We start from the raw sequence: 23808 nt of genomic DNA, 5'->3' as shown, positions 1-23808 counted from the left end.
CTCAGTGTTCCTTGTTTCCCGACGCAGCCACTTCAATCATTTGGTTGAACTTCGCCTCGAGCTCTTTGGCAAAGCCTTCCTGCATCTCGTACACGTCGCCGAACTCGGCGAAGGCCCAGCGTCCGTGCGTGCCGAGGTGGTTCACGCCGGGAATCCAGTACGTGTCCATGGTGGACTTCTTCTCCTTTGCGTCCTCGCGCCGATAGCCCTTGATCTCGACGATCAGGTTCAGCGGGTCGTTCTTGCCGTGACCATCGTCCACTTGCACGATGAAGTCCGGGATGTAAATGCGGTTGGCCGAGCCGAAGCGGTAAGGCACTTCTAAGCCGAGGTTGTGGTTCTTGGTGTAGGCCAGCACATTGGGATGAGACTCAGCGACACGACAGAATTCGCCTTCCCAGCCGCTGTCCAGGATCACCCAGTTCACTTGGTTTTTTGGCTGGTTCTCCACCCCGATGGTTTCCCAGCGTTCGCTGCCCGGGCGAGAGGTGTTGAAACGCACGTGCGCGGTGGTGCCGGTCTGGTTGAACGGGTCAAGGATAGCCTTGACCTGCCGCCCCTTTTCCAACTCCTTTGCTGTGATGCCCTTGGTAATGCGCTGACAGGCCATATCCGCCAGTTCGCGATACATCAACTGCGCTGGGTAGGTTGCGCCTTTGCATTCCAAGCACTCTTCGAGCCACTGGCGCACAATGCGCTTGAGCTGACCGAACAAGGCAATCGGCGCATCCTGGCCTTGATCGCGCCAATGCTGGAACAGCAGGTGCTTGGTCAGCTCCATCAGCAAAGTGGACTGGCGCACGTCTTCCAAATGCTTGATGTCCAGCTCCACCGCTTCGCCAATGATGCCGGCGTTGTGAGTCTTGGTCGCGCCGACCATGTCTGGCGTCAAGGTGAGGTGGTGATCGTCGTTGAATTCGGCTTCGAGTTGTTCTTCTGGCAACTCGACGCGATAGCCCTGCACGCGCGGAAACTGGATTTCCAAATAGTCACGCTGCGGGCGCAGCGCCTTTACAGTGATGGTTTCGCGGGGCTTGGGTGGAGGGACAACGACCGGCTTAGCTGTAAAATCGAAGGGAATGCCGAATACGTCGGCGTATTCCACGTCGAACAGGCCCGTGTCTTCGTTCAGCTCATAATTTTGGCGGCGCAGGGCACGGCCGATCACCTGTTCGCACAGTAACTGCGTGCCGAACGCACGCACCCCGAGGATGTGGGTAACGGTATTGGCATCCCAACCTTCCGTGAGCATGGACACCGACACCACACAGCGAATTTGTTCGCCCAAGCGGCCCTGCTTGCCAACGGTGTTCATCACCTCTCGCAGCAATTCGCTGTCACTCAGATTCTCTGCCTGGCTACGATCGCGGGTGCGGTCGATGATCTCGCGCTTGAAGCGTTCGATCTCGTCGGCAGCCATACCCCGGAAATTATCGTCCAGCGCTTCGCCGGATTCGAGTTGCTCGCTGTCTATCAGCAACGTGTTCGGACGCGCCAGTGGCTCGCCATGCTCGTCGAAGTTGCGGAACAATTCCAGTCGCCCTGGCACCGGCGTGATGGAGCCATCTTCATTCGTGCGCTCGAAACCAGAGATGTAATCGAACACCAGTTTGGAGGTAGCGGTGTTGTTGCACACCACGATGAAGCACGGCGGCACATTGATACCTGCCTGCTGCCACGCTTCGTAAGTCTTGCGGTAGTGGCCGTATAGGGCTTCCAGTGCGGTCTGCAATTCCACTGGGATGGCCAACGGATCGAGCTGGGCGTTCTTGCCACGCCCCTTCTTAGGCATCTTTTTGCCGATGTGCTTCCAGAGTTCGCGGTAGATGGGCATTTCCGCGCCGGGGATGTTGTCGGCCACCGGCACGCGCGGCAATTTGACGATGCCGCATTCGATAGCGTCCATCAGCGAAAAATCGCTCATCGTCCAAGGAAACAGCGTGCCTTCCACATAGCCGGAACCGGCCAGGAAGAAAGGTGTGGCGGACAGGTCCATTACCTGCTGCAGGCCCAGCTTGCGATTCACTGCTTCCAGGCCAGAAATCCACAGCCGTGCAGCTTTATTATTTTCCTCGGCCTCGGCTTTCTGATCTTTATCAAGATCCTCATCGTCCTCGGCAGCGTGCGGCTTCTCGCGATAGCAATGGTGCGCCTCGTCGTTGATGGCGAGAATGTTCTTCAGCCCCATCAATTCCGGCATGACTCGTTGGAGCATCTGGCCCTCGGTTTCCAGCGTGTCCAGCTCGTTGCCGGTACGACCTTGCAGCAAGCGGCGGCCTCCCTTGGACAATTCCATTCGCTCGCGCAACTTGAAAGCGTGGTAGTTGGTGATGACAATCTTCGCCTTGTCCAGATCGGCCAGCATGTCGCGCGGCACGATCTCTCGGTTGGAGTAGTAGCTGTCCGCATCATTGGGCAGCAGCACGCGTAGGCGATCCTTGATGGTCAGGCCGGGTGCAACCAGCAGAAATCCACGGGTGAATTTCTTGCTCTGCGGATGCCGCACTGCATTGACTGTCTGCCATGCGATAAGCATGGCCATGACCGTAGTCTTGCCAGCACCGGTGGCCAGCTTCAGCGCCAGACGCATCAGGCCGGGATTGGCATCGTTGCTGGCCTTCTTCAGGTGATCGAGGAATCGGTCACCGTTCTTGCCGAGCTGCGGGGCGACCTCGGTCAGCCAGATGGCAGTCTCGGCCGCTTCGACCTGACAAAAGAACGGGCGTACTCCGGCGAACTTGTGATTACGCCAGTGCTCCAGCAAACGGGCTGTTTCGGGGGTGACGCGCCACTGCGCCGGTGGAAGGCGACGCCAAGCGTCGACCTCGCGCCGCACTGCATTGATCAGTTCCGAATGGCGGTAGCGCTGCCCGTCTTCAGCCAGATTCTCGACTTCATCCAACGCCAGAGTAGCCTGCTCACCGTTGTGCCGGCGTGGTTTCGGAATCGGGCTAATGAAGCTGGACGCTCGGCGAGACTCGGCGATTTGCTGCGTAGGCTGCCCCTCGTCGTCGAGTTCCCAGTGCCGAGAGGGGTAGCCGTAAGGAGAATTGAGAATGGGCTGCTTGAAAAACTGGTCACTCACTTCTTTAGTCCCCTGATTTTTAGGCTGTTTCGGGGCGATTCAAAGCACGACGCTCCGATTTTCAGCCGCCCGCCTGGCCAGACGGTTCGCTTGAGGTCTTCATCCAGCAAGCGGTTGGTGATGATAGTGGCGTAAAGTTTCGCGAGATTGTATCGCGTCGCGGCGTTCTTCTCTTCGTTCACCCTCGGCGGACGATGCGTCCAGCCTAACAGTCGGATGGGTCCAGTATCCCCGCATGCCTCACGCATTCGCACAATCAACTCTCTGCCGATACCTAGCTTCATCGCGCCTCCATTCGGCGACTCAAATCGAGCATCAGCAGGCATTGACGCTGCCACCCAAAGTGTATTGACCCTAGGGAGAAATCCAGACTACGGTAACACTAGAACTACGCAGTCACCCGGAATCAGACTGTGACCGGTTCAATCGGAAATCCAGACGACTTGCATACCGCGTGTCAGCGATCAAGTCGAAGCCGTGCCCACCAAACCGAGTCGCAACGCCACCGATTCTTTCCCGTACTGTGGCTCGCAGCGCATCACTACATCCCGATCGTTCACGGGTACGTTGCCGCGCTGCAGAGCAAGAGGCTTTCAGTGTGAAATTGGCTGCAGACTCATGCGCAAAACCGTGCGCTGTACCAATATGACGATGGATTTTCCCTCTCGACAGCCAATCGTGATAGCTCACGAATCTCGCGTGGCAGCGATCAAATTTTGTCAATTGAGCCCCTCTCCCTCAATTCAGAGCCACCCATACTTCAGATCGATCAAAAAACATATTTTAATTTAAGCCAGCGGCAATCTCAAAAAAATATATGATTTTTGTTCGTCAAATTTTCGTGAATATCGCTCATTGACCTTCGCTTTCTCCGATCTTATTCTGCAAAAATTCGAGAAAACCTTGCCGTTGAATTTCACGTGACAGACTTTGGAAAATTTGTCCGAGCTCGCCGCAAAGTGCTCAAGCTCACGCAGACCGAACTCGCACGCCGACTCGGCGTGGACGACGCGTATGTCAGTGCGATCGAACGCGGAGTTCGTACGCCCGGCGACGTCGTCTTCATCGATCAGTTGGGACGAGCTCTAGCGCTAGATATAGATGGCCGACTCGAACTGGAGGAGGTTGCGGAGAGTTCCAAGCGTCTACTGCGCTTATCGGACCCGCTACCACTGTACAAGTATCGGGTCATAGCCGCCCTGGTCGGGGACCAAGCCCTGACGGAAGCAGACATGGAGACGATCGCAAAAGTACATGCAGCGATCGTTCAGATTCGGAACGCCACGGCATCGACCGCGAGCATCGATAGTGGAGGAGCTATGTAAAAGCAAAAGCGCCACATAACCAGAAGGCTAGTAGCGCTTTTGGGATTAGAACGACAAAGATTTGTACCACCGCAAGTACGAGTCTCCATCGATCTGATCTCGGCGTCAAGCCCTTCTGCTGCCCATCGATTTGCGCGCCTGCCTAGGATTCGACAAACTCTGGTTGAATCCCGGCTTCCTCTCGGCACTCTTCGGGGCCCGATTCGACAACGAATAGTCGTCGAAGGGGCGCGCTTTATCAATCGCGAACGTCTATTGCAGACGCGAGGGAGCAAAGTCATGCCGGAGTCATCTCCAATCTCTTCGCCATCACGCCGGCCGCGCCGCGTCGTGACCGTTTCTGGTCGCGGTGCTCGTGGCATATTCCCCAGCCGAAAATCAGTCACGCCTGCGCAGTACGAAAGCCTCAACGAGGCGAAACTACTGCTAGTCGTGGAAGTCGCCCCTTCAGTCAAGTCGATCGCAACCCAACCACAAGTATTTGAATATTTTGACGGCGAACGCCGGCGGCGTTACACGCCGGACCTGAAGATCGAAGTGGACGCCGGAACGGTATTTCTTGAGGTGAAAGACAACAAGTCGCTCACCAAGCGCTCGCAGGCCGTCGCTCGAGTTTCAGCTGCAGCCAAATACCTCCGGCAACGTGGCATCAGCTTCCACCTTGTTTTGCGAAGCGATCTCATTGCAAACGACCTTCAGCGCCAACTCGAACTAATCCTCAAAGCACGCCCAATGCCCGGCAGGTATCGGCCGAACATCGACGCGACCCTCTGGGATCCCGAGCACGGAACTCATCCGTCGGCTGAGGTGCAGCAGCAATGGGAAGTCGCCAAGCGTGAATGCGATGCTCTGCTCCACCGGATGATGAGGCGCGACCCGGACGATCTTCTGCCTGTCTCGATTCGCTAAGTGGAGATTCACCATGGCTAACTTCATCAAGGATCAAATCATCTTCCGAGGGGAAGGTTCGTTCCGCATCGTCCGCGTACAAGGTGACATCGCGCAGTTGGAAAACACGGTTACGGGAAAGTTCTCCGACCACCGTGAGGATGAACTCCTGGAAGAGTATTTGCGAGGATATCTTCGGACAGCAAATAGCAAACAGTATCAACGCCCTCCGAAACACACTCCTTTCAGGAGCGCGTCGGAGGCCAGCCCACCCGCTGGCGAGGTGGGCGATTTCGAAACTCGTCGACGAATCAACTATCTAGCGATGCTGGATCGAATGGACGCATTCGCGGGTCGTCGATCCGAACTACGTAAAGCCATTCGAAAGGTCTCGGTAGATCTCGCCGATCCCAAGCCACCTCATGAGACCACCATATATCGGTGGCGTCGCCGTTTCCGCATCGCGAAGTTCGATATTCGAGCCCTCTTCGATCGAGCGGAACATCGAGGGGGAAAAGCGAAATCAAGGCTAGATCCGATCGTGGAGGGTATCATCCAAGAAAAAATAGAGACAGCCTTCCTTAATAGCAAAACGGGAACCGCAGAAGAAGTTCACAACGCGGTGTTTCTTGAGATCCAGCGGCAAAACACCTTACGAATCGAGACCGAGTGGCTCAAGGTACCAGGCCTCAGGACCGTTCAACGACGTATCCACGACATCGCTGCCTACGACCGAGACGCTGCCCGCTTTGGTATACGCGAGGCTCGACGCCGATTCGCTGATCAGCACCACGCACGACGAGTATCGCGAATCCTCGAGATCGTCGAAATAGATCATTCCCCGATAGATCTCCTGTACGCAGATGCGAACGGTAATGCCATCGATCGACCGATGTTCACAGTCGTCCTCGACCGGTTTTCGAGATGCGTTCTTGGCTTCTGCGTCAGTTCCGCTGGACATGGGGTTCATGCCGTATTCGAAGCGCTGCGGCACGCCATGATGCCCAAGACTTACTTGAGAGAACGCTTCCCGGAGTTGAACCTCGAATGGCCATGCCACGGTTGGCCTGAACGCCTACTCATGGACAACGGGCGAGAAATGCATGCGGAGGCAGTCGTTGACGCGATGAATAACTTGGGAGTGGTCTGTGAGTACGCGGCATCCCGTGATCCGAACGACAAGCCATTTGTTGAGCGCTTTCTCAAGACGTTCAACTACTCCTTTATCCACAAACTTCCTGGCACAACCCTCGCCAAGATTCATCAACGCATCGGCTTCAAGGCGGAAGACGAAGCATGTATCACGTTCACGAAACTCATTGAGATGGTCCATATCTGGATCACGCAGGTCTATCACCATCGACCTCACAAAGGCCTCGATGGTCGCGCGCCAATCGATGTTTGGAAAGAAGGTGCCGCCACGCATCCCCCGATGTTGAAGTGCAATGCTGACGATCTCAGCATTGAGCTTGGCGAACATGCCGAATGCGCGCTACAGCACTACGGTATCGATCTCAACACATTCCGTTACACCTCTCCGGAGTTACTCGCTTTGCGGCGCATGATGCCGGCCAAATCAAAGGTGCACGTCAAGGCACCGTACGAAAACGCTGGCGTGATTTACGTATGGGATCCGATCGAAAACCAGTACTTTCGTGCCACCAACACCGACGATCGCTACGACAACCTGACGGTCGAACAAGCCAAGACGCTGAAGAGCCGGTACAAGACCTCCGATGCTCACAGACGAACCAGGGCAAATGGTGAAGAAACGATCCGGGAGATGAGTAACGATGCAATGCGTTCGAAGACTCTCAAAGAGCGCAAGCGCGGTGCGCGTCAAGCTCATACTACGTCGAAGTCAATCAATCGCAATCAGCAGCCTACGCCTGTTTCACAGATTGACGTTCAGAGATCCAAATTTACTCTGGAATCCGATGAACTTATCGAATTCGAGGTCGAAACCGTCAATACTGAGATTCATCATGAAAAATAACATCCTATGCGCTGCGACTGTCCAGAGGATCAGAACGAATTTCATCCGTTTTCCCCATGTGCAGCGAATATTGACATCACTGGATCGAATACACAGCTACCACTGCATCAACGAGGAAGCCGACCACATCATGCTAGTCGGCGAATCCGGTGTTGGAAAGTCAACTCTGCTTGCGATGTATGCGAACAAGCACCCTCCCATCGAACATGAAGAATTCACCGAGGTGCCCGTACTGTACGCGGCGCTCGGTCCTTCCCCAACGCCCAAAACCCTTGCACACACGCTCCTGAAGGCGTTGGGTGATCAGAAGTGGTATATGGGACGAGAGATCGAGCTGTCCGCCAGACTGGTATTTCTCATAAAGCAATGTCATGTACGGCTCGTGATCATCGATGAAGCCAATCATCTGATCGACAGAGGGGGGGAGAAAACGCTGCACACCGCTGCCGATTGGATCAAGAGGTTGGTTGATGCGACACGGGTGTCGTTCGTGCTGGCCGGAATACCCAGAACTACGCGCTTGCTCGACACGAACGATCAACTGCGTGATCGGTTCCGAGAGGTCATTGAAATCGAACGCCTGTCCATAGACCCCAAGCCCGCGGCGCTCGAATTTTGTTCGGCGCTTAGGACTTTCAAGCGATATCTTAAAGACCTACCAACGATCGACATCTCTAGCTCTGATGTGACTAGCTTGTTTGCTTTTGCGACGGACGGACGACTGCGGGATATCAGACGGCTACTCGTTCGCGCTGTCGAGTTAGCATACGAGCAACCCAGTCCCAAATTAACAGATCTGATTTTGGCGGAATCATTCCGGCAGGTCATCTATCCGTGCGCGCCAGACGACCGTAACCCATTCCACAAAACATTCGACAAAACGCCACTCGTGCGTATCGGCGAACCGTTTGCATCCGACAAGGAGTCGAAATGAGCGGCAATAATATTTCTAGCCTACCCCTATGCCGCCCAAAGATACTCACTGACGAGTGGATCGAAACCTATCTTTACCGCGTCATTAGAGCAAATGGAATTCGTCAGCCGCTACTAACCGATCTTGAGCGCTTTCGTCCTACACTTCCTGCCACTGCGTCGAGCAAACCTGACGGGTACCCAATCTGGGGCGACTGTGCTCTACCACGATGGAGCGTGAGCACTCGCCTCAAAAAAATCCGATATTGCCCCGCCTGCCTGACGGAGTCGAGGCATATTCGATCGCGCTGGCGGCTTAAATTGTTTGAGGTTTGTACGATTCACCACATTCGGCTAAAAGACGATCTCGCCGAACCTGTGATGACGAGGGGCTATAAGGAGGTTGGGAGATATCTTGTAACGGATGTGACGGACGAACAGCTTTGGGTGGGTTCGGTGTGTCCGATGCCAAGCGAACGACGGCATGTCGAGCAATTGTGGGCAGGATTCGAACGCTCGATCGTAGACGATGACATTTCTGCTGCTCTTGAGAAGCTCCCTTGCATCCTATTTCTGGAGACACTGTTCGATGCCATTGCAACAACAGCAACCGATTCAGGATACTTACCGATTGGTGTTCCGCGCTCGACCAGTTTGGCTAAGATTGCCGAACAATTCCAATATCAGGCGACACCGAGCATCGACGGAATTCGAAAGCTCCTCGATCAGATCGCTGTGATCGAACATCGCCGTGTAGTGCTTGCACGCCTGCGTCGCGTGTTGGGTGATGAGGCAAATAGGCCAACATGCTTATCCAACCTTCCCATTGCCGACCTGAGAATGCGGCTACTTAATGACGGTCGGCAATGGCCTGACACACCGACGCGCGGTCTTGTTCATCCTCCGCATGCGGCACCCAAAGGGTACGTGAGCTTCGAGAAAGCAGCATTGCTTATTGGGTGCACCGCTGGCTTTCTCCAGTACCTCATCAATAATGATGCATACCCAGACGCTATATTTGTACAGCGCGGCCAAACGCACTACACCTTTCTTCCTCTGCAAGAAGTAGAAGCATGCCGCAGATGGTATGCGTCCCTCGTCACACGCGAACACGTGATGAGCGCGTTTCATATCGACAAAATGGGCTGCTCGGCACTGGTGTCCGTTGGTTTATTAGATCAGGTTCAGATCGGCCCCTTTACCTTCTTTCAACGGAGTAGCCTCACCAATATATGCCGACGGCTCGAGGACGTCTCTCGGCCGTTTGATGCTGTGGACGCTCACCTGCATCCCCTGTTTTGTTCATCAATCACTGGTACACACATCCTGTATACTGATTTGATAGGTATACTAATGAAAGTATTCGATGGAAATCTCCCAATCTTCCGTCACCTCACAAACCCTGGTCTATCCGCATATTTTGTTGAGCAACATGCACTGAATCGAGTGCACCAACTCCGGAAGCTTGAACAAGCACGACGTCGGTATCAGACCGAGGCACGTTACCAGTTGTCACTGTTGACATAATGGGTCACGAACCAAGTCAAAGCATGGGTTGGCGTCCCCGAGGGAGTGCCTTGTTCGCAGGGCATTTCCTTGTGCGCCCCTTCGCCCACGTGGATGAAAGCTTTCTTGGCTACCGCCTACGCGTTGCATTCGCTAACGGACTGTCCAACCCTGACTGGCTCGTGTGCATTGAAAGCAGCTTGCCGAAGACACACGGTGTCGCGCGTTGGTGCCCATATTGCCTCGCTGATCCGCATACGTACTGGCGAGAGGATTGGTACACCGGGCCAGCTGCATGCTTCGATCACCAATGCTGGCTTACTTCTGAGTGCAGTGTGTGCCGCCGAATGTTGCACTGGAAGCAGGTTCGCTTCGCAACTTGCTCGTGCGGCGCATCTTTGCACTGCGCAAACGTTGACCCGTTCTCGGTCGAAGTCCTCAATCTGCTCGGCGAACAGACGGATTCGAATTCTGCCTTGCTGTCTGTAGTGGAACGCTGGAACCTCGCCCGTTTCCTCGGGGCACTCTCCCAGTTTGGGCTTCAGGGTAAGCCATTGAAGAAGGCCTCACGTCAGACAGAAAATGTCGATCAACTGCTGGTGACGGTTGGCGCACCGTTGATCGCTGATCAGTCTGCTTGTTTTGAATTGCTTGATCGCCTTCGTGCTCCTCAGGCCAGCGTGAAAAACGTCCCACTACTGTCGGAAGTCTTCCCACATTTGTTAGTGATGCTTCGCAAACAGTTAAATGAGGCTCAACGCGGTTGGATGCTGGACGTGCTGGACAAGTACGTTACGAGTTCATCGCGCCGTGGACTTACGGTGCTTTGGGAACGAAAAGGCACTGCCTGTCGGGCGAATAAGGACCTGCGTTGCCTGCGGAACACACGCAACCCAGCCATCGCCAACATGCTTGAGCAAGCCGGCGAAACCATACCCGTCAGGCGAACTCGCGCTGGACGAAAAAAGTTTGCGATCAGTGACGAAGATCTGCAACGCCTTCGGGAGACCCAGCGTTCGCTGGTCTCACTGAAAACAGCCGCCCGATACGCCGGAATGTCCACCAAACGTGTCCATGCACTGGCGCAAGCAGGGCTAATTGCTTCAAACGGGGCTAGGATCGACACGAGATCCATCGATCGTCTGCTCAGCACCATCGTGGCGGCTCGCGTCCGAGACGAACCGGTAGTTTGCGATCCTGTCAGCATAGCCGGGGCCTTGCGTCTGTATGTTCCTGTCGAAGCGTCAGTTGCATTCTTCAACCATCTCATGAACGGCGTGGTGCGACTTGTCGTCGAGTCAGACAAGGTGCCGGCGTTGCGGCAGATTTTTGCCGACCGTGACCACTTGATCTCCGCCGTACAGATGCCGGTTGAATCGCGCTCCCATATATCCATTGTTGAAGCTGCCCGTCGACTCGGTGTCAAACAGGAAGTGATGTATCACCTGATCAACATAGGGCTCTTCAGCACTCGAACGGGCAAACTGCGGCGCCGGGCAGCGCAAGTCGTCGACGCTGATGAACTGAAAAAGTTTTCCCAACAATTTCTTCCGCTGTCCACGGTGGCAAGAGCGATGGGGATCTCCGCCCGCCAAGCCCCTAGCTGGGCTAGGGAGCATGGCATTGAGATCGTCACCGGACCATCAGTCGATGGCGGACGACAGTATTGGATCCGCAAACCCGTCGACTGGGACGGTTTTGCCGGCATAGAATCGGACGATTAACGAACCACCGTTCAAAGATGCTCCGGGTTGTGCTACGAAGCCAATCGACGACCGCCATGCAACTTGCCTGCATGATGCGGAGGTGTCAGACCTTGAACAACCGAATGCGCAAGGCGAGCGAGACAACGATGCGAGTTTTCATCGATACAGAATTCACCGACTTCATCGACTGCGACCTAATCAGCATCGCATTGGTCGCCGAGGACGGCCGCGAGTTTTACGGTGAACGCAACGATTTCGATCGACGCACCTGCAGCCCATTCGTCCATGAAGCGGTGTTGCCACAGCTAGGTCAATACCCTGACCGCGTGTTCTCTCGCGAGGACCTTCGGTCGGCGCTTCTCGAGTGGCTCCGACCGTTCGAGAGTGGCATCTTCTGTGTGGACTTCCCTGGAGACTGGGATCTTCTTGTAGACGCCCTTGATGGTGTACCGAATGGCTGGCAAGGGCTGCTTGTACGTGATCAGGCAGACCAAGTCCGATTGGAGTCCTACTACAAGCAATTTGGTGGCCGACACCACGCGCTACACGATGCCCGCGCTCTGCGCTACGCGATGCAAGATGAAACTCCATCTACGGATCCGACGAAATCGAGCTCTGACTGACATCGATCGTGATCGCCTAGGAGACGAACTCATCAATCCGTTGAAGTACGGCGGGATCGTCTATCCCGCGGGCCGGATCGCATACGACGAGGCGGGATTGCAGTTCCGGGGCGGAGACAAATTCCTTGGGGGCATCGTCCAGGATCAGGATATCGGCCAACATCAGTCGGTGCCTCCGTATATAGTCCGCTATCCGTAACGAGCGACTCTCGATGCGCCGATTCGTGAGATAAATTTTGGTAGCCGCGCTCAGCTCGCGCAGATACTCATCTTGCAAGCATTTGAGGTCGAACATATAGATCCAGGTGCTATGGATTGCGATGTCGACCGCTTTCCCGCTAACCCGTTCGGCGAGTTTGGTCTGCAGTGAACAAACTCCCTGGCCGACCACCACTGGTCCGTTGGGCCCGTATTCGAGGTCGCCCACAGAATTTGGATGTAGGACCCCATCGATGTCGAGGAATATCGTTGCCCTCTTGCTCATTGCGGAACTCGCCCTTAGAGAACAATAAGAGGACGCCAGATCGCCAACAGCGCCGTTGGAAGCATGCTCCTTCCAGCGCTATTCTATGCTATGCGATTGCTCTCGTTGGTAGTTAGATCGCCGATCATGAAGAGCATTAGTAGATAATGAAACGCACTTTTATGCCGAGGAGCGGGGATGGCTCTACCAACTGACACCATAGGACCGTTTGACGTCAGGACCGACGACCTGATGCAGATTGACGCCGGTCAAGCGGTTGAGCTGTTCCGTCAACTGCTGGTCATCGAGGCGGCAAAGCTCGGCCTGCCGACCACGGGTGTGGATGTCCCCGCGTCGATCAACGTAGCGGATGGCGGCATCGATGCGGACGTCACGGGCGTCGCAGGCAAGTCGCTGCCCGCCGGGCTGATCGAGGAAGGCAAGACCTGCTACCAGATCAAGACAGGTGATTTTTCAGCGTCGACGCTGTCGGACATTCGGTCATTGCTGATACAGCCCAAGTTTGCTCCTGGAAAGAATCTGCCGACCAAGGATCAACTGCAGCCTCGGGTGCTGAGCTGTTTTGAAAACGGCGGAGCATTCATTGTCGTGCTCTTCGGCACGGACCTCGTGGGCAAAACCGACGACCACGGCGTGAAGCAGATCAGCGAGTTGATGAAGGCCGTCGACCCCGCCTTCGCCGGGGTGACCGTCCGAATCATCCGGGCGAACCAGTTATGCATTGCGATCAAGACACTAGCCCCCGGCATCGCGAGACGTCTCAGTCGGGTTCAGGGGTACGACATGACCGTCTTTTATGACCTGTCGTTCATGGAGGAGGCCTGCGAGCTCGAGATCGATTCCTATCAGTTAACGGACGATCTGAAGACATTCGCCGAGGAGATCACGCGGACCGCCGACAGCCTTGATGGCTTCAAACATGTGCGCATCCTCGGGGACGCCGGGGCGGGCAAGACGCACCTGATGTACAGGGCGCTCGCGGCATGTCAGCTAGCCGGATGTGTCCTGTATTGCCCAGATCCTGAACAGGCGATGAACAGTGGCCCCATGGAGGCCTTGAGGCAGATGGCGCCGAACACGACCATCATTCTGGTGGCCGACGACTGCGACCTTGACACGTCGCGCGAGCTGAGCGCGCTTTTCCGCAAGCGGGCAACCAAGATGCTGCTCGTGACAGCCAACAACCTGGCGGACGGACCCAGCGCGCACGTCGATGTCCAGCTGATCGAAATGCCTCGGCTTCTGCAGCCGTTGCTGGCGGAGATCTTCAAGAGCTATGGCATCGTCGCAGACGAGGCGGAGTGGTTCGCCAGCCTATGCGAGGGCTCGCCCAGGGCCGCACACCGGCTGGGTCAGTACATCAAGCACAACCCGACCCAACACTCGGCTGAGCATTTCGCGCATCTGGACGACCTGTGGAATGGCATCGTGTGTGCACCGCACAGCATTGATTCCGTTGACGGGCAAGATCGGCTCGCCGTCATTCGCACGATGGCGTTATTCCGTCAGATCGCGTGGGAGACCGCAGAAGGTCCCGTAGTCCAAGTCGCCGTCTTGAATGCAGTTAAGCTCCTCGACCCCAACTTCTCGCAGTTGCGCTTGGTCCGCGCGGTCGAAGCGCTTCGCGAACGCCGCGTGCTTCAGGGCCCACGGACGCTGCTGATCTCGCCGAAGCTTCTCCACGTCGCCATGTGGAAGAGTTGGTTCGAGAAGTACTCCATCGTAATCGACGTGCTGAAGCTCCGCGAGAACCTTGGGGAGCGCATGCAGCAGCACTTCGATGCCATGCTGATGTTCGCCAAAGAGTCCAAGGCTGCGACGGCGTGGGCCGACCGGTTGCTCGGTGAGGGCGGCATGTTTGCGTCCCTTGCCAGCTTTGCCACCGGCTCAGACGCCAGCCTTTTTTTCGCGGTAGCGCAGGCTAAACCCAAGGCAGCCCTGCGCCGTTTCGCCGCTGCCTTGGGGCACGAAGACGTCGAAGCGCGCGGTGAGTTCTCTGGTGATGCGCGTCGCACGGCCATCAATCGGCTCGAGCAGCTCGCTGTGCCCGCCGAAACCTTCTTCGAGGCCGCCAAATGCCTGCTGCTACTGGCCGAGGCCGAGAACGAGAATTGGTCTAACAATGCCACCGGCACCTTCCTCTCGCTGTTCAACCTCGGTCATGGCCAGCTCGCCGCGTCTGAGCTGCCGCCGATCGACAAGCTCGACTATCTGAGGGAACTGTTGCGCAGCCCGGTGCCGTTCTATCGGGAGATTGCTGTGCAGGCGCTGAGCAAGAGCCTCGACCCGTTCATGAGCAGGCATGCGATCGACGAAGTCATCGGACTGCAACGGCTGCCCGGTCGTTGGATGCCGGAAACATGGGGGCAGTTGTACGACGCCTACGCCGCCCACGTGTCGTTGCTCGAAGAGTCGGTTGATTACCTGCCTCATGCAGAAGGCCTCGGAGCGGCAACTGGGATCTTGGAGCACTTTCGCAGCCTCGTGCTGATTGTGCCGATCGCCAAGTCTGTCCTCGCGTTCATGCGGCGGGCGGCCCAGATGCCTGAGCTGCGTGACAAGTGCATCGAAACCATCGTGGCCACGTTGCACTACGAAGGGAAGGAGTTGTCCGCGGATGTTTCGTCAGAGCTTCAAGGCCTGCGTGCGGAACTGACCGAATCCTCGTTTTCGACCAAGCTGCGTCGACATGCTGGCATGAAGCTGGTCGAGGACCACTTCACTACCGATGGCGAGTATGTGGACGGCGCGAAGCCTGAGTTGATCCAGCTTGCCGCGGCCGCCATAAAAGATCCGGCACTGCTGCTGCCAGAACTCGCCTGGCTCGTCACGGATGACGCCAAGAATGGCTATGAGTTTGGTGTGTTGCTGGGCCGCATGGATGACCTAAAGCTCTGGAGCTCGATCTTGTCGGCCTGGACCCAGGCGACCGAGAAGCGGTCCGACTTCTTCATCGGGGGATACCTGTCCGCGGTGCATGGGAAGAACGTGTCGCTCTGGGAAGAGCTGGTGGAGACCTTGCTGTCGAACGAAGAGATCCGCCAACTGGCGTTGGGCGTCGTCTGGCGGTCTGGAATTAGCGATCGCATCGCCGAGCTCCTGCTCGACCTCGCCAAGCAAGGTGAGATCGACCCCAGGGAGTTCAGGCTGTTCGTCTATGGCGGCGTAGTCAACCAGTTGCAACTCACCGTCCTCGAAGGCGTCATTGACCTTTTGCTCGGAATCGATGATCCGATTGCGCCCGATGCCGCACTGGATCTGCTCGAATCCAGACTGCGTGGACATCCTGACGAAGGCGTCGTGCTGTCTCGCCGGATCGAGCAAACCCTTGGCGCCCCGGCCTTCATCGAGGGTAAGGAGCACCAAGGCTACAACAACATGCTGCTGTATCACTGGAACGAGGTCGCGAACCGCCTACTCGAACTGGATGCCGACGCTGCGGCACACCTGGCCGTGCGCTTGATCGAAAACTTCGCCAGCCGCAACAGTGTCACTGCGGGCTACCGCCCGGACTCGCTTAAGTTCCTGTCCAACGTCGCACAGGCAAAGCCTGACGTCGTGTGGCCTGCCATTGCACGCCGTCTGGAATCCCCGAGGGATCGCGGCACCTGGCACCTGTTGAACTGGCTCCGTGGGGGGCGGTCGGTCCGAGGCGTTGATTTGGCTGGTCTCAATGCCCTGCCATCACCCATGGTGTTCGAGTGGGTCGATGTCGCTCCGGCAGATCGTGCCTGGATCGTTGCAGAGCATTGCCCACCCGTCATTAGCAAGCCCGGGGAGACGCCGACCTTCGCCCGGCAGGTGCTGGAGCGGTATGCGCATATCGAGCAGGTTCGAAACAGTCTCCATGCCAATAGTTTTACCGCAGCATGGAGCGGCCCCGCGAGTGAGCACTACCGTGGAAAACTTGAGGAGATAAAAGCGCTGCTAGCCATTGAGACCAATGCCAATGTACGCATGTGGCTAAAAGAACGCCGCGAACGACTCCAAGCCAGTGTCGAGCACGAACTTGAGCGAGAACTGCGCGAGCGTGAGTACTGAAGCGCCCATTAGCGGCGCCGCCCGTGATTGAGGCCGGAAGCGCTGACGTCTGCTCAACAGCAGTGCGCTGCTGGCGCATAAATCAGGTGATGGCGATTCTACCCAATGCACCGAAGCGACTTAAAGCCGAGCTCGTCACCTTTCGCACGTGGCCCCGAACCACCTTCATTCACATTAATAACTCAACTAGCAATAGCTATCAACGAATGCATTACAATTATCACTCGGACAACGTGTTGCCAGCAACTCCATATAATTCCGGACAAGGCAAAAAGCCTTGAACACCAAATTTTTCCTTTAAAACAATCTTGATTCTATCATCCAGCAAAACGTTTCCAGCACTGTCATACATGCGCGTAAACGCCTGAAATCTATGAAACGTCTTTATTTTCTCGATATGGTCAAGCAATGCCGTAACAAGTGGAATCAGACCACTAAGCTTCGCCGCAGAAGTATCCACAACCGTCTTGGCCACTTCGCTATTAGCAATTCTTGCCTTTAAGAGACCGGGTCTCTTAAACTCCATTCCCACCAAGCGATCCCAATCAGATTGCCAATCTTTAGCCAATTCACCTCGATCTCTAAACGATTTGGTCGATCTGATATCACCTTCGAGCTTCGCCCGCATACGCCGAATGCCTTCCATCTCTTTCCGCAATGCTCTCAACGTCTCAACAGCGTCGCCATCGTGAGTATGCATTTCGCAGAACATCGCAAAGAGAGAGGGAATTTTGAAATCATAGAGCTCCGACTCGTTTCCAGCCAAAAATTCGATTGAGCGAATTTCTGCCGACAGATGCCTCTCAAGCTCTCTTATCTTACTTAGAAAATTGTCCCGCCTTAGTTGTTCGGCATGATATTTCACCATCCGCTGGAGTGAATTCGGCAGGATCAACGTTGCATTCGCTCGATCTGCAATTTCATTTGAGCTGGACCACTGCCAAAGTTGCACGAGCGGAAAATGTTTTATTATGCGTCTTGCAAACTCACCATCACCATCACCCAAGGCGCGGGCGAAACTACTGTGCTCAGAAAACCACAATATCCCTTCTTTTCCAATTTCCTCAATGCTTTTACTATAGATAGCAAGATCAAAGGAAATCTCTCCTTGCTGCAATAATTCAGCGTGAACAAGCTGATCTGAGGCAACCACCTCAACGAAATCTTCATCACGCTGCAGCGAATCAAAGAATTTCCTATTTGATTCGTAATATTTCTCACTGACGACAACCCTATCGAACAAGGAGACTGCCTCTATTACAGCATTTATTCTCGACACCATCTCATTGGTTAATTCTCGGTACAGCCGAGAAGAAAAACAGGAAAATGCATCAAAACACCAAATTGATGTCGATGCCTTAGAAAGAGAATTCCCCATGGCGCCATCGGTCACGAATTAATTTAAACTATCAAACAATGAGATTCCAACGTAAGCGCTTTCGTTGATCTGCCCCCTCGATGGAAAACAGGAAAGCACCGCAATTGCAAATTTCACAGATACCGGAATGCCACCGCCAGAAATTCGACGGCGCCCCCCAAGTCTCAACACACTGCCTCGCTGTTTAGCGGCGTGTCTTGTACACACGCTTAAACACGACGCGATCGCCGAACATTTTCTGTATGAGCACGCTGAGCCCGACAAACACGACTGCGCCAGCAATCCAGCCACCCACCGACAAGGACTCCGGCAGATGTTGATGCACTTGATAGCCTGCGACTGCTGCGACAAGCAACGCCGCGCCGAAGAACGCCTTCTCGGGTCCATACTCGACCTCAGCCTGACATCCCGTGCAAACCGTTGCGCCGCGTGGGACCCCGGTGCGGCAGTGAGTACAAGTCAAATTGCTCATTATTTTCACGATCTAGGCTACAGAACCACTCGACTGCAACACGCAGCGAGCCCCTTTAAACGCATAACGACATAAAGGTAAGATTCTTTAGACGAATTCGCAACGCCTCAACATACGAATTCTGGATTGCGCAATTTTCACGACCAGCAGGTCGATTTTCGAAACGATGCGCCGCCAAACTGCCTGAGCTCAGGCAGCGGGTTCAAGGGCCGGCTGCTCTAAGGCGATCATTTCCACGATGGATTGGAGTTCGCATAGCAAGTCCGCCTGTTGGACTTGTAGGTACTGGTGCACCGACTCGTTCTCAAGCAACCTCGCAAGATAGCCCTTTGCGAGCACGAGGTTAAGCACGTCCTGTCCATAAGTCTGCTCGACCACCTTGTACTGTCCCTGCAGATTCCCCATCTCTCGCTCCATCTTCGCCATTTGCTCGGGGCTCACTCCGGCAAGCTTCCTCGGTTTCTTCCCTTCGACCAGCCGCGATGCCGGCGTCGCAACGAGCAACGCTTCAGCGTACGAGACAGACAGGTTGTTTGCTGCCACCATGAGCTCGACACATTCGACTTGCCGTGTGGGCTTCATCTTCCGCAGAGCTCGCGCGAGCTCAGGTGAAAACTGCCGGTCCTTCAGGAGTTCAGTCGCTTCAGCGCAAATCCCATCCAGCAATGCCATCCTCTTGATGATCTGCGACACATCTACGGACAGAGCCTTCGCGAGTCGCTCCGGGGACACACCTCGTTCAACGGCCCGACGAATCATGAAATGCTCCTGGATGGTCGATAGTCGATTGACGCGGTTGTTGTACGTGTAGCTCTCATCGTCCGTGGCAACGAGGCACGACACGGTGTTGAACTGGAGCTCCTGCAACGCGATCAGTCGCAGATGCCCGTCGAGCAGGACGTGGTTGCCCGATGCCTGGTCGACCGGCGTCACCGAAAGCGGCTCGATTAAGCCCACCTCTTCGATGGAGCTTCTGATCTGCTTGAACTTTCGCGAGTTCATCATGCCGGCAGGCGTGCGCCGTGATGGCAGGATGCTCGCGATCGGAACAGAGAGTGGTTCCGGAATGAACCCAAGTGCTACGCCTGTCATGCTGGGCTCCCGCTTGGCCATACACGTTCTGCCAGATACTTCGGCAACGTCGCCAGTTCCTCAGCGCGCAGCAGGTTGACGAAGTTCTCATCGGCAAATAGCTGCCTGAGGGCGCCCACAATGAACAGCAACCGCTGCTGCGTAAACTCGGCCTTCCGCACCATCGTTTTCTGCCGCTCAACTTCATGCTGATACGTTCTGACGAGACTCGAAGTGGTCACGTCCATCACCTTGCGCGTCATGTTTCGATTCGCCGTACGGCCGAGCGCCTTCCTCCGCTCGATGACGCGCCGAGCGTCCATCAACTGGCGCCCGCGCAATCTCCCCGATTCATATGCTTCCTGCAGGGCGGCCTGGATCGCCTCATCGTCGTCGCCGGCACCGACGATCGATAGCGCCGCGTTCAGCGGAATTCGGCCTTTCTCAACAGCGATCACGAGGCGCTCTTCACCCTGATGCAGGAGCGTCAGGATTCCCTGCACGTAGTGCTGCGTGAGCCCCGTCTTCTCGGCGATCGCCTTCGGTGCGTAGCCGCGCTCCTGCAGTTCGCGTATACCGGCGAGCAGCTCGAGCGGTCGGCACTGTCGTCTCGCGATGTTCTCCGTCAGGCTCATGATGAATGCGTCTTCGTCGCTCACGCTCACCACCAGCGCTGGTATCGTCGTTTCGCCGAGCGATCGGAACGCCTTCAGTCGTCCCTCCCCGCACACGAGGAGATACTTCTCAACACCACTGGCCGTTGCCCGTGGCGTGACCAGGATCGGTTTCTTCAGGCCGATCGTCTTGATGTTGCTGACGATTTCGTCGAAGACTCGACCATTGCGCTCGCGAGGATTGATCACCTCGATCTGGCTGATGGGGATCATCCGAACCTCGCCGGGCTGTTCACGCTGAGTCATGCTCGTCTCCTCAGCCGAGCACGCTGTGCCATACCGTATAAGTAGTCCAGCGTGTCAAAGCGATAGCTCTCGAACTCGATCGGATTCCAGTCCGCGAGGCTGATACGAGGCTGCCAAAAATCAATGTGCGGCAGCAGGTAGTAGTCGAGCGCCGTCGAGTTGCTCTGGTCCAACCTGACTGCGACTGTGATATCCGGCAGCAGGCTCGTGTCGAACCGGACCTTCCAGCGGTTACGGCCGCTGCCGCGCACCTGACACCGTGACAGCACGATGCAGGCAGTGAACTCCCGATTCACGGTCAGCAGATCTGTCGCCGGATCGCGCGACACGGTCCCGCCGAGATCCGCGATCTTTTTTTCCGTCTCGGCAACGATCTCTGGGTGCAGTTGCCGAATGAAGCGATTCGTTTCGATATAACGATAGTCACGGCCCGGCGTGAAGCCAACCGTCTGATACGCACGAATCAAGCTGCCGAAGCGATACACATAAACCGAGGTGGACGGCATGCCCTCCGTTTCGTCGATCACGACGCCCGATAGAAAGCCTCGGCTTCGGTACAGATTTCGCAGACGCTCGATAAGCTCCTCACTCGAGTAGCGCCGGGCGCGCGCCCGCATGATGCCCTGCGCGGTATAGAACGTTTCGCTCGGCACGATGGATTCGAACGCACCCTCCTTGCGTATCCACATCTCGGACGGATTCGTGACACGAGATTTCTTCAGCTTGAACGACACACGGTTGTAGACGTTGTTGCCGATGTACTTCTCGTTGGTCAGCACCTCCCGAATGGTTGCCCGAGTCCAGGGTCGCCCAAGGTCGGTCTGAACGTTCATGCCGTTCAGGCGAGCAGCGATCTCGTGCTCATTGAGTGACTCATTGATGAACCAGCTGTAGACGAGATTGACGATTCGAACCTCGCTTTCCGGGCCGGGCATCAGAATGACGCGGTCCGTCTGCAGGCACTTGTGCTGGCCGCGTTGCAACTCGCCCTTCATGAGGCCATGTTCGTCCACGAGGATCCGGCGTAACGCATAGCCTGCAGGCCCGCCTTGCCGGAAACCCAGCTCGATCAACCTGCACTGGCCAGCGAAGACCTTCGCTGACAACTCGCGGCTGTACTCACCGGCCATCGCACGCTTCACACCTTTGACGATCGTCGAAACTGGCGAGCCGTCGTTCTCGAACTGTTCGGCGCAATAGGCGACCTGGATGCCTGCGCGCCGGCAGATGTACTCGTAATAGGCACTTTCGTCTGCATCCTGGAATCGTCCCCAGCGGCTTACGTCGTAGACGAGGATCACCTGAAAATCGGCCATGCCGGTTTCCACGTCCCGGATCAGTTGCTGCAGCGCTTGGCGCCCATCGATACGCAAACCGCTTTTGCCCTCGTCGGCGTAGGTCCGCACGATCTCGAGATCACGACGAGCAGCGTAGTCGCGAATGCGATCACGCTGATTCTCCGTCGAGTATTGCTGGTGCTCCGTCGACATCCGAACGTATTCAGCAGCCCGCATTCTGCAGGCCTGCTCGTCAACGGACTCGCATGTGCAATCGAGGTCCACGATCCAGCTCCCACTGGCAACCGCCCCTCGCTGCGCCATCCCCGACATCAACTAGGGGATTTGTATCGGCGAACGCGTCGCGCCTTGCAATGACGTCGAATGCGAGCGAGTACACAGCCAAGGTAGCAGGCCATAGACCCTTGTCGTACACGTCATCTCTTTGCAATCACGCCGGAACAGGCCTCGGCTCAGATAGCACGGCGATGTGCACCGTCCACGCGTTCATCTTTGCAACGCCGGCCTCAACCGCGTTACGCAGGATATAAAACCCAGATGCCAGCGGGCGATGGGCCGGCCACACGTCCATGTTTGCAATGGCACTAGCAGTGCGCCGCGCATTTCGTCGTCGCTGCATTGTGCAATTGCGATCGCGATAGGCTGGGTGCGTCTCGCGGTAGTGCCGCCAGTAGTCAGGATGTCGGGCCCGCCAGGTGGCCTGGGCGCGGATCTGATTCTCGCGATAGTCGGGATCGACTCGCATGCGCTGGTGCTGCCATGCACGCCGGCGAGCACGCTGGCACGCCTTGGCTGAGCAGAAGCGTTGATGCGGGATATGTATGAGCGGAGTGAAGGGTGTGCCGCAGGCAGCACAGATCCGATCCGATTTCATGGCCGTGCTCCACAGAGGAATCGAAGTGGGGCCAGCCGTGTTTGGGGCCAGGGTCAGTTGGAACCGGGTCACGGGCCGGGGGCGTCCCACCCTCGCAGATTTTCCCGCTCTTGGAGCCGCTCCTGAGTTTTTTCTAGGCCTGGACCTTCCGAGGGTCGCACGAGCCGCTCATAGAGCTCATGGGTTATTGGGGTCGCACCCAAACGCTACTACTTTGGCGTGGAAGTAGACCAGTCGCAACAACTCCGTCGTGGCCACAAAGTGCTTGTGGCGCGGGTCTTCGTAAGTCTTTGATTTTTAGTGTGCGGCGTCTCATCAACTAAGACGCCCTACGTAAGCGACGCATCGCGACAGTTAGAGAAACTGACAAATGGCGCTGCAATTCGTAAGCACGGACCGCGTCACTGGTTTCAAGCCTAGCCAGCCAAACCCTTGTAGCTTCGAAAGGAGCTGCAAGGGTTTTTTTATATAGCGCTCTTGTCGAATACCGCTAAAGTGTCATATCCAAAAAGCTCAGGAGACTCAATTTCCTGCAATTGCAATCAATACGATAGATCATGATGTCACAGAGTGTCTGAGGCTGAGGACTACGCAGCGCTGGCCGCTTTGCGCGACTCTACTGCCTGGTGATGGCTCGGCGCGAAGCACTTCAGCACACGCGTTGACTCAAATGGTCCGCGGTGAGGCTGCAGGCAACTTCAACAATCGTCACAACTGACGAGAAGTTGCGTTCCATCGTCTCTGCATCCACACCGTCATCGCAAGCATCAGTGCGGACAGCACGACATGCAGCCATGCCAGCGATCCCGATCACTCACGCATTTCCGTCGCACCAATGCAAAAACCCCCGCCTTTCGGGCGGGGGTTTCTGGCTTAGGGAGCCTGACGATTACCTACTTTCACACGGGAATCCGCACTATCATCGGCGTAGAGTCGTTTCACGGTCCTGTTCGGGATGGGAAGGGGTGGGACCGACTCGCTATGGTCATCAGGCAAAGAGGGTTGTTGCGCTGGCTTCGCAGCACAACCAATCTTGGAAGAAGCAGTAATTTTGAGTTGTGTGTATCACACACGAGAATCCAACTTGTCGCTTTGTATCGCAGCCAGTGCTGTCGCACGGCGCCGATCTACAAGGCAGACTTGTTATAGGATCAAGCCTTACGGGCAATTAGTATCAGTTAGCTGAACGCATTACTGCGCTTACACACCTGACCTATCAACGTCCTGGT

Annotated in this window: 17 protein-coding genes and 2 rRNA genes; 8 read left to right on the top strand and 11 right to left on the bottom strand. The window is 56.0% G+C overall.

Annotated elements, in window-relative coordinates:
• Position 1: 1 nt before the first annotated feature.
• Positions 2–3085, bottom strand: a complete 3084-nt coding sequence (locus tag DPV79_RS21545) for a BPTD_3080 family restriction endonuclease (protein WP_113046434.1) — start codon at positions 3083–3085, stop codon at positions 2–4.
• Positions 3082–3369 carry a hypothetical protein gene (locus DPV79_RS43090; RefSeq protein ID WP_208866739.1) on the bottom strand — a complete coding sequence of 96 codons (288 nt, stop codon included), beginning with the start codon at positions 3367–3369 and terminating at the stop codon, positions 3082–3084. The genes DPV79_RS21545 and DPV79_RS43090 overlap by 4 nt, the downstream gene beginning before the upstream one ends.
• A 636-nt stretch (positions 3370–4005) precedes the next feature.
• Here DPV79_RS43090 and DPV79_RS21535 point away from each other — a divergent pair.
• From DPV79_RS21535 to DPV79_RS21505, 7 genes are all read left to right on the top strand, one after another.
• A complete protein-coding gene (locus DPV79_RS21535; protein WP_113046433.1) occupies positions 4006–4410 on the top strand; it encodes a helix-turn-helix domain-containing protein in 405 nt (134 codons plus the stop codon).
• Between the two features lie 279 nt (positions 4411–4689).
• Positions 4690–5319: a TnsA endonuclease N-terminal domain-containing protein gene (locus tag DPV79_RS21530; RefSeq protein WP_244321790.1), complete on the top strand. Its 630-nt coding sequence runs from the start codon at positions 4690–4692 to the stop codon at positions 5317–5319.
• A gap of 13 nt (positions 5320–5332) precedes the next feature.
• Positions 5333–7294 carry a Mu transposase C-terminal domain-containing protein gene (locus tag DPV79_RS21525; RefSeq protein WP_113046432.1) on the top strand — a complete coding sequence of 654 codons (1962 nt, stop codon included), beginning with the start codon at positions 5333–5335 and terminating at the stop codon, positions 7292–7294.
• Positions 7284–8228, top strand: coding sequence for a TniB family NTP-binding protein (locus DPV79_RS21520; RefSeq protein ID WP_244321789.1), 945 nt, complete (start codon positions 7284–7286; stop codon positions 8226–8228). Before DPV79_RS21525 ends, DPV79_RS21520 begins: the two co-directional genes overlap by 11 nt.
• Positions 8225–9733, top strand: coding sequence for a TniQ family protein (locus DPV79_RS21515; RefSeq protein WP_113046431.1), 1509 nt, complete (start codon positions 8225–8227; stop codon positions 9731–9733). Before DPV79_RS21520 ends, DPV79_RS21515 begins: the two co-directional genes overlap by 4 nt.
• Before the next feature lie 326 nt (positions 9734–10059).
• Positions 10060–11436, top strand: a complete 1377-nt coding sequence (locus DPV79_RS42190; protein WP_133295699.1) for a hypothetical protein — start codon at positions 10060–10062, stop codon at positions 11434–11436.
• A 92-nt stretch (positions 11437–11528) separates the two neighbouring features.
• On the top strand, positions 11529–12041 hold the full coding sequence (locus tag DPV79_RS21505; protein WP_244321788.1) for a 3'-5' exonuclease family protein: 513 nt from the start codon (positions 11529–11531) through the stop codon (positions 12039–12041).
• 16 nt (positions 12042–12057) lie between these two features.
• Here the strand turns inward: DPV79_RS21505 and DPV79_RS21500 are convergent, their stop codons facing one another.
• The gene (locus DPV79_RS21500; protein ID WP_010100628.1) at positions 12058–12525 is read right to left on the bottom strand and encodes an HAD domain-containing protein; all 468 of its coding nucleotides are present in this window, start codon (positions 12523–12525) and stop codon (positions 12058–12060) included.
• Between the two features lie 177 nt (positions 12526–12702).
• Between DPV79_RS21500 and DPV79_RS21495 the strand changes: the two genes are divergently transcribed.
• Positions 12703–16566, top strand: coding sequence for a hypothetical protein (locus tag DPV79_RS21495; protein ID WP_113046429.1), 3864 nt, complete (start codon positions 12703–12705; stop codon positions 16564–16566).
• A 220-nt stretch (positions 16567–16786) separates the two neighbouring features.
• On the opposite strand, the gene DPV79_RS42185 is transcribed toward DPV79_RS21495, so the two are convergent.
• From DPV79_RS42185 to DPV79_RS21455, 8 genes are all read right to left on the bottom strand, one after another.
• The gene (locus DPV79_RS42185) at positions 16787–17944 is read right to left on the bottom strand and encodes a hypothetical protein (RefSeq protein ID WP_133295698.1); all 1158 of its coding nucleotides are present in this window, start codon (positions 17942–17944) and stop codon (positions 16787–16789) included.
• Positions 17945–18128: 184 nt separating this feature from the next.
• Positions 18129–18416: a hypothetical protein gene (locus tag DPV79_RS21485; protein WP_113046427.1), complete on the bottom strand. Its 288-nt coding sequence runs from the start codon at positions 18414–18416 to the stop codon at positions 18129–18131.
• Positions 18417–18605: 189 nt separating this feature from the next.
• A complete protein-coding gene (locus DPV79_RS21480; protein WP_113046465.1) occupies positions 18606–19508 on the bottom strand; it encodes a plasmid partitioning protein RepB C-terminal domain-containing protein in 903 nt (300 codons plus the stop codon).
• Positions 19505–20407 (bottom strand): ParB/RepB/Spo0J family partition protein, encoded by a 903-nt coding sequence (locus DPV79_RS21475; RefSeq protein WP_046544129.1) that lies wholly within the window; start codon positions 20405–20407, stop codon positions 19505–19507. Before DPV79_RS21475 ends, DPV79_RS21480 begins: the two co-directional genes overlap by 4 nt.
• Positions 20404–22017, bottom strand: coding sequence for a recombinase family protein (locus DPV79_RS21470; protein WP_113046426.1), 1614 nt, complete (start codon positions 22015–22017; stop codon positions 20404–20406). The genes DPV79_RS21475 and DPV79_RS21470 overlap by 4 nt, the downstream gene beginning before the upstream one ends.
• Before the next feature lie 118 nt (positions 22018–22135).
• Positions 22136–22579: a hypothetical protein gene (locus DPV79_RS21465; RefSeq protein ID WP_113046425.1), complete on the bottom strand. Its 444-nt coding sequence runs from the start codon at positions 22577–22579 to the stop codon at positions 22136–22138.
• A gap of 880 nt (positions 22580–23459) precedes the next feature.
• A 5S ribosomal RNA gene (gene rrf, locus DPV79_RS21460) occupies positions 23460–23572 on the bottom strand.
• 154 nt (positions 23573–23726) lie between these two features.
• A 23S ribosomal RNA gene (locus DPV79_RS21455) occupies positions 23727–23808 on the bottom strand; the annotation flags it as partial.

This window comes from Burkholderia reimsis (genome assembly GCF_003294055.1).
GTDB classification, from domain to species: Bacteria; Pseudomonadota; Gammaproteobacteria; order Burkholderiales; family Burkholderiaceae; genus Burkholderia; species Burkholderia cepacia.
This window is presented reverse-complemented; position numbering and strand designations above follow the sequence as displayed.

Coding starts and splice junctions, on each gene's coding strand:
- DPV79_RS42185 (WP_133295698.1), bottom strand. CDS start 17,944: ATGGGGAATTCTCTTTCTAAGGCATCGACATCAATTTGGTGTTTTGAT.
- DPV79_RS21515 (WP_113046431.1), top strand. CDS start 8,225: ATGAGCGGCAATAATATTTCTAGCCTACCCCTATGCCGCCCAAAGATA.
- DPV79_RS21530 (WP_244321790.1), top strand. CDS start 4,690: ATGCCGGAGTCATCTCCAATCTCTTCGCCATCACGCCGGCCGCGCCGC.
- DPV79_RS21465 (WP_113046425.1), bottom strand. CDS start 22,579: ATGAAATCGGATCGGATCTGTGCTGCCTGCGGCACACCCTTCACTCCG.
- DPV79_RS21485 (WP_113046427.1), bottom strand. CDS start 18,416: ATGAGCAATTTGACTTGTACTCACTGCCGCACCGGGGTCCCACGCGGC.
- DPV79_RS21475 (WP_046544129.1), bottom strand. CDS start 20,407: ATGACTCAGCGTGAACAGCCCGGCGAGGTTCGGATGATCCCCATCAGC.
- DPV79_RS21470 (WP_113046426.1), bottom strand. CDS start 22,017: ATGTCGGGGATGGCGCAGCGAGGGGCGGTTGCCAGTGGGAGCTGGATC.
- DPV79_RS43090 (WP_208866739.1), bottom strand. CDS start 3,369: ATGAAGCTAGGTATCGGCAGAGAGTTGATTGTGCGAATGCGTGAGGCA.
- DPV79_RS21480 (WP_113046465.1), bottom strand. CDS start 19,508: ATGACAGGCGTAGCACTTGGGTTCATTCCGGAACCACTCTCTGTTCCG.
- DPV79_RS21520 (WP_244321789.1), top strand. CDS start 7,284: ATGAAAAATAACATCCTATGCGCTGCGACTGTCCAGAGGATCAGAACG.
- DPV79_RS21500 (WP_010100628.1), bottom strand. CDS start 12,525: ATGAGCAAGAGGGCAACGATATTCCTCGACATCGATGGGGTCCTACAT.
- DPV79_RS21525 (WP_113046432.1), top strand. CDS start 5,333: ATGGCTAACTTCATCAAGGATCAAATCATCTTCCGAGGGGAAGGTTCG.
- DPV79_RS21495 (WP_113046429.1), top strand. CDS start 12,703: ATGGCTCTACCAACTGACACCATAGGACCGTTTGACGTCAGGACCGAC.
- DPV79_RS42190 (WP_133295699.1), top strand. CDS start 10,060: ATGTTGCACTGGAAGCAGGTTCGCTTCGCAACTTGCTCGTGCGGCGCA.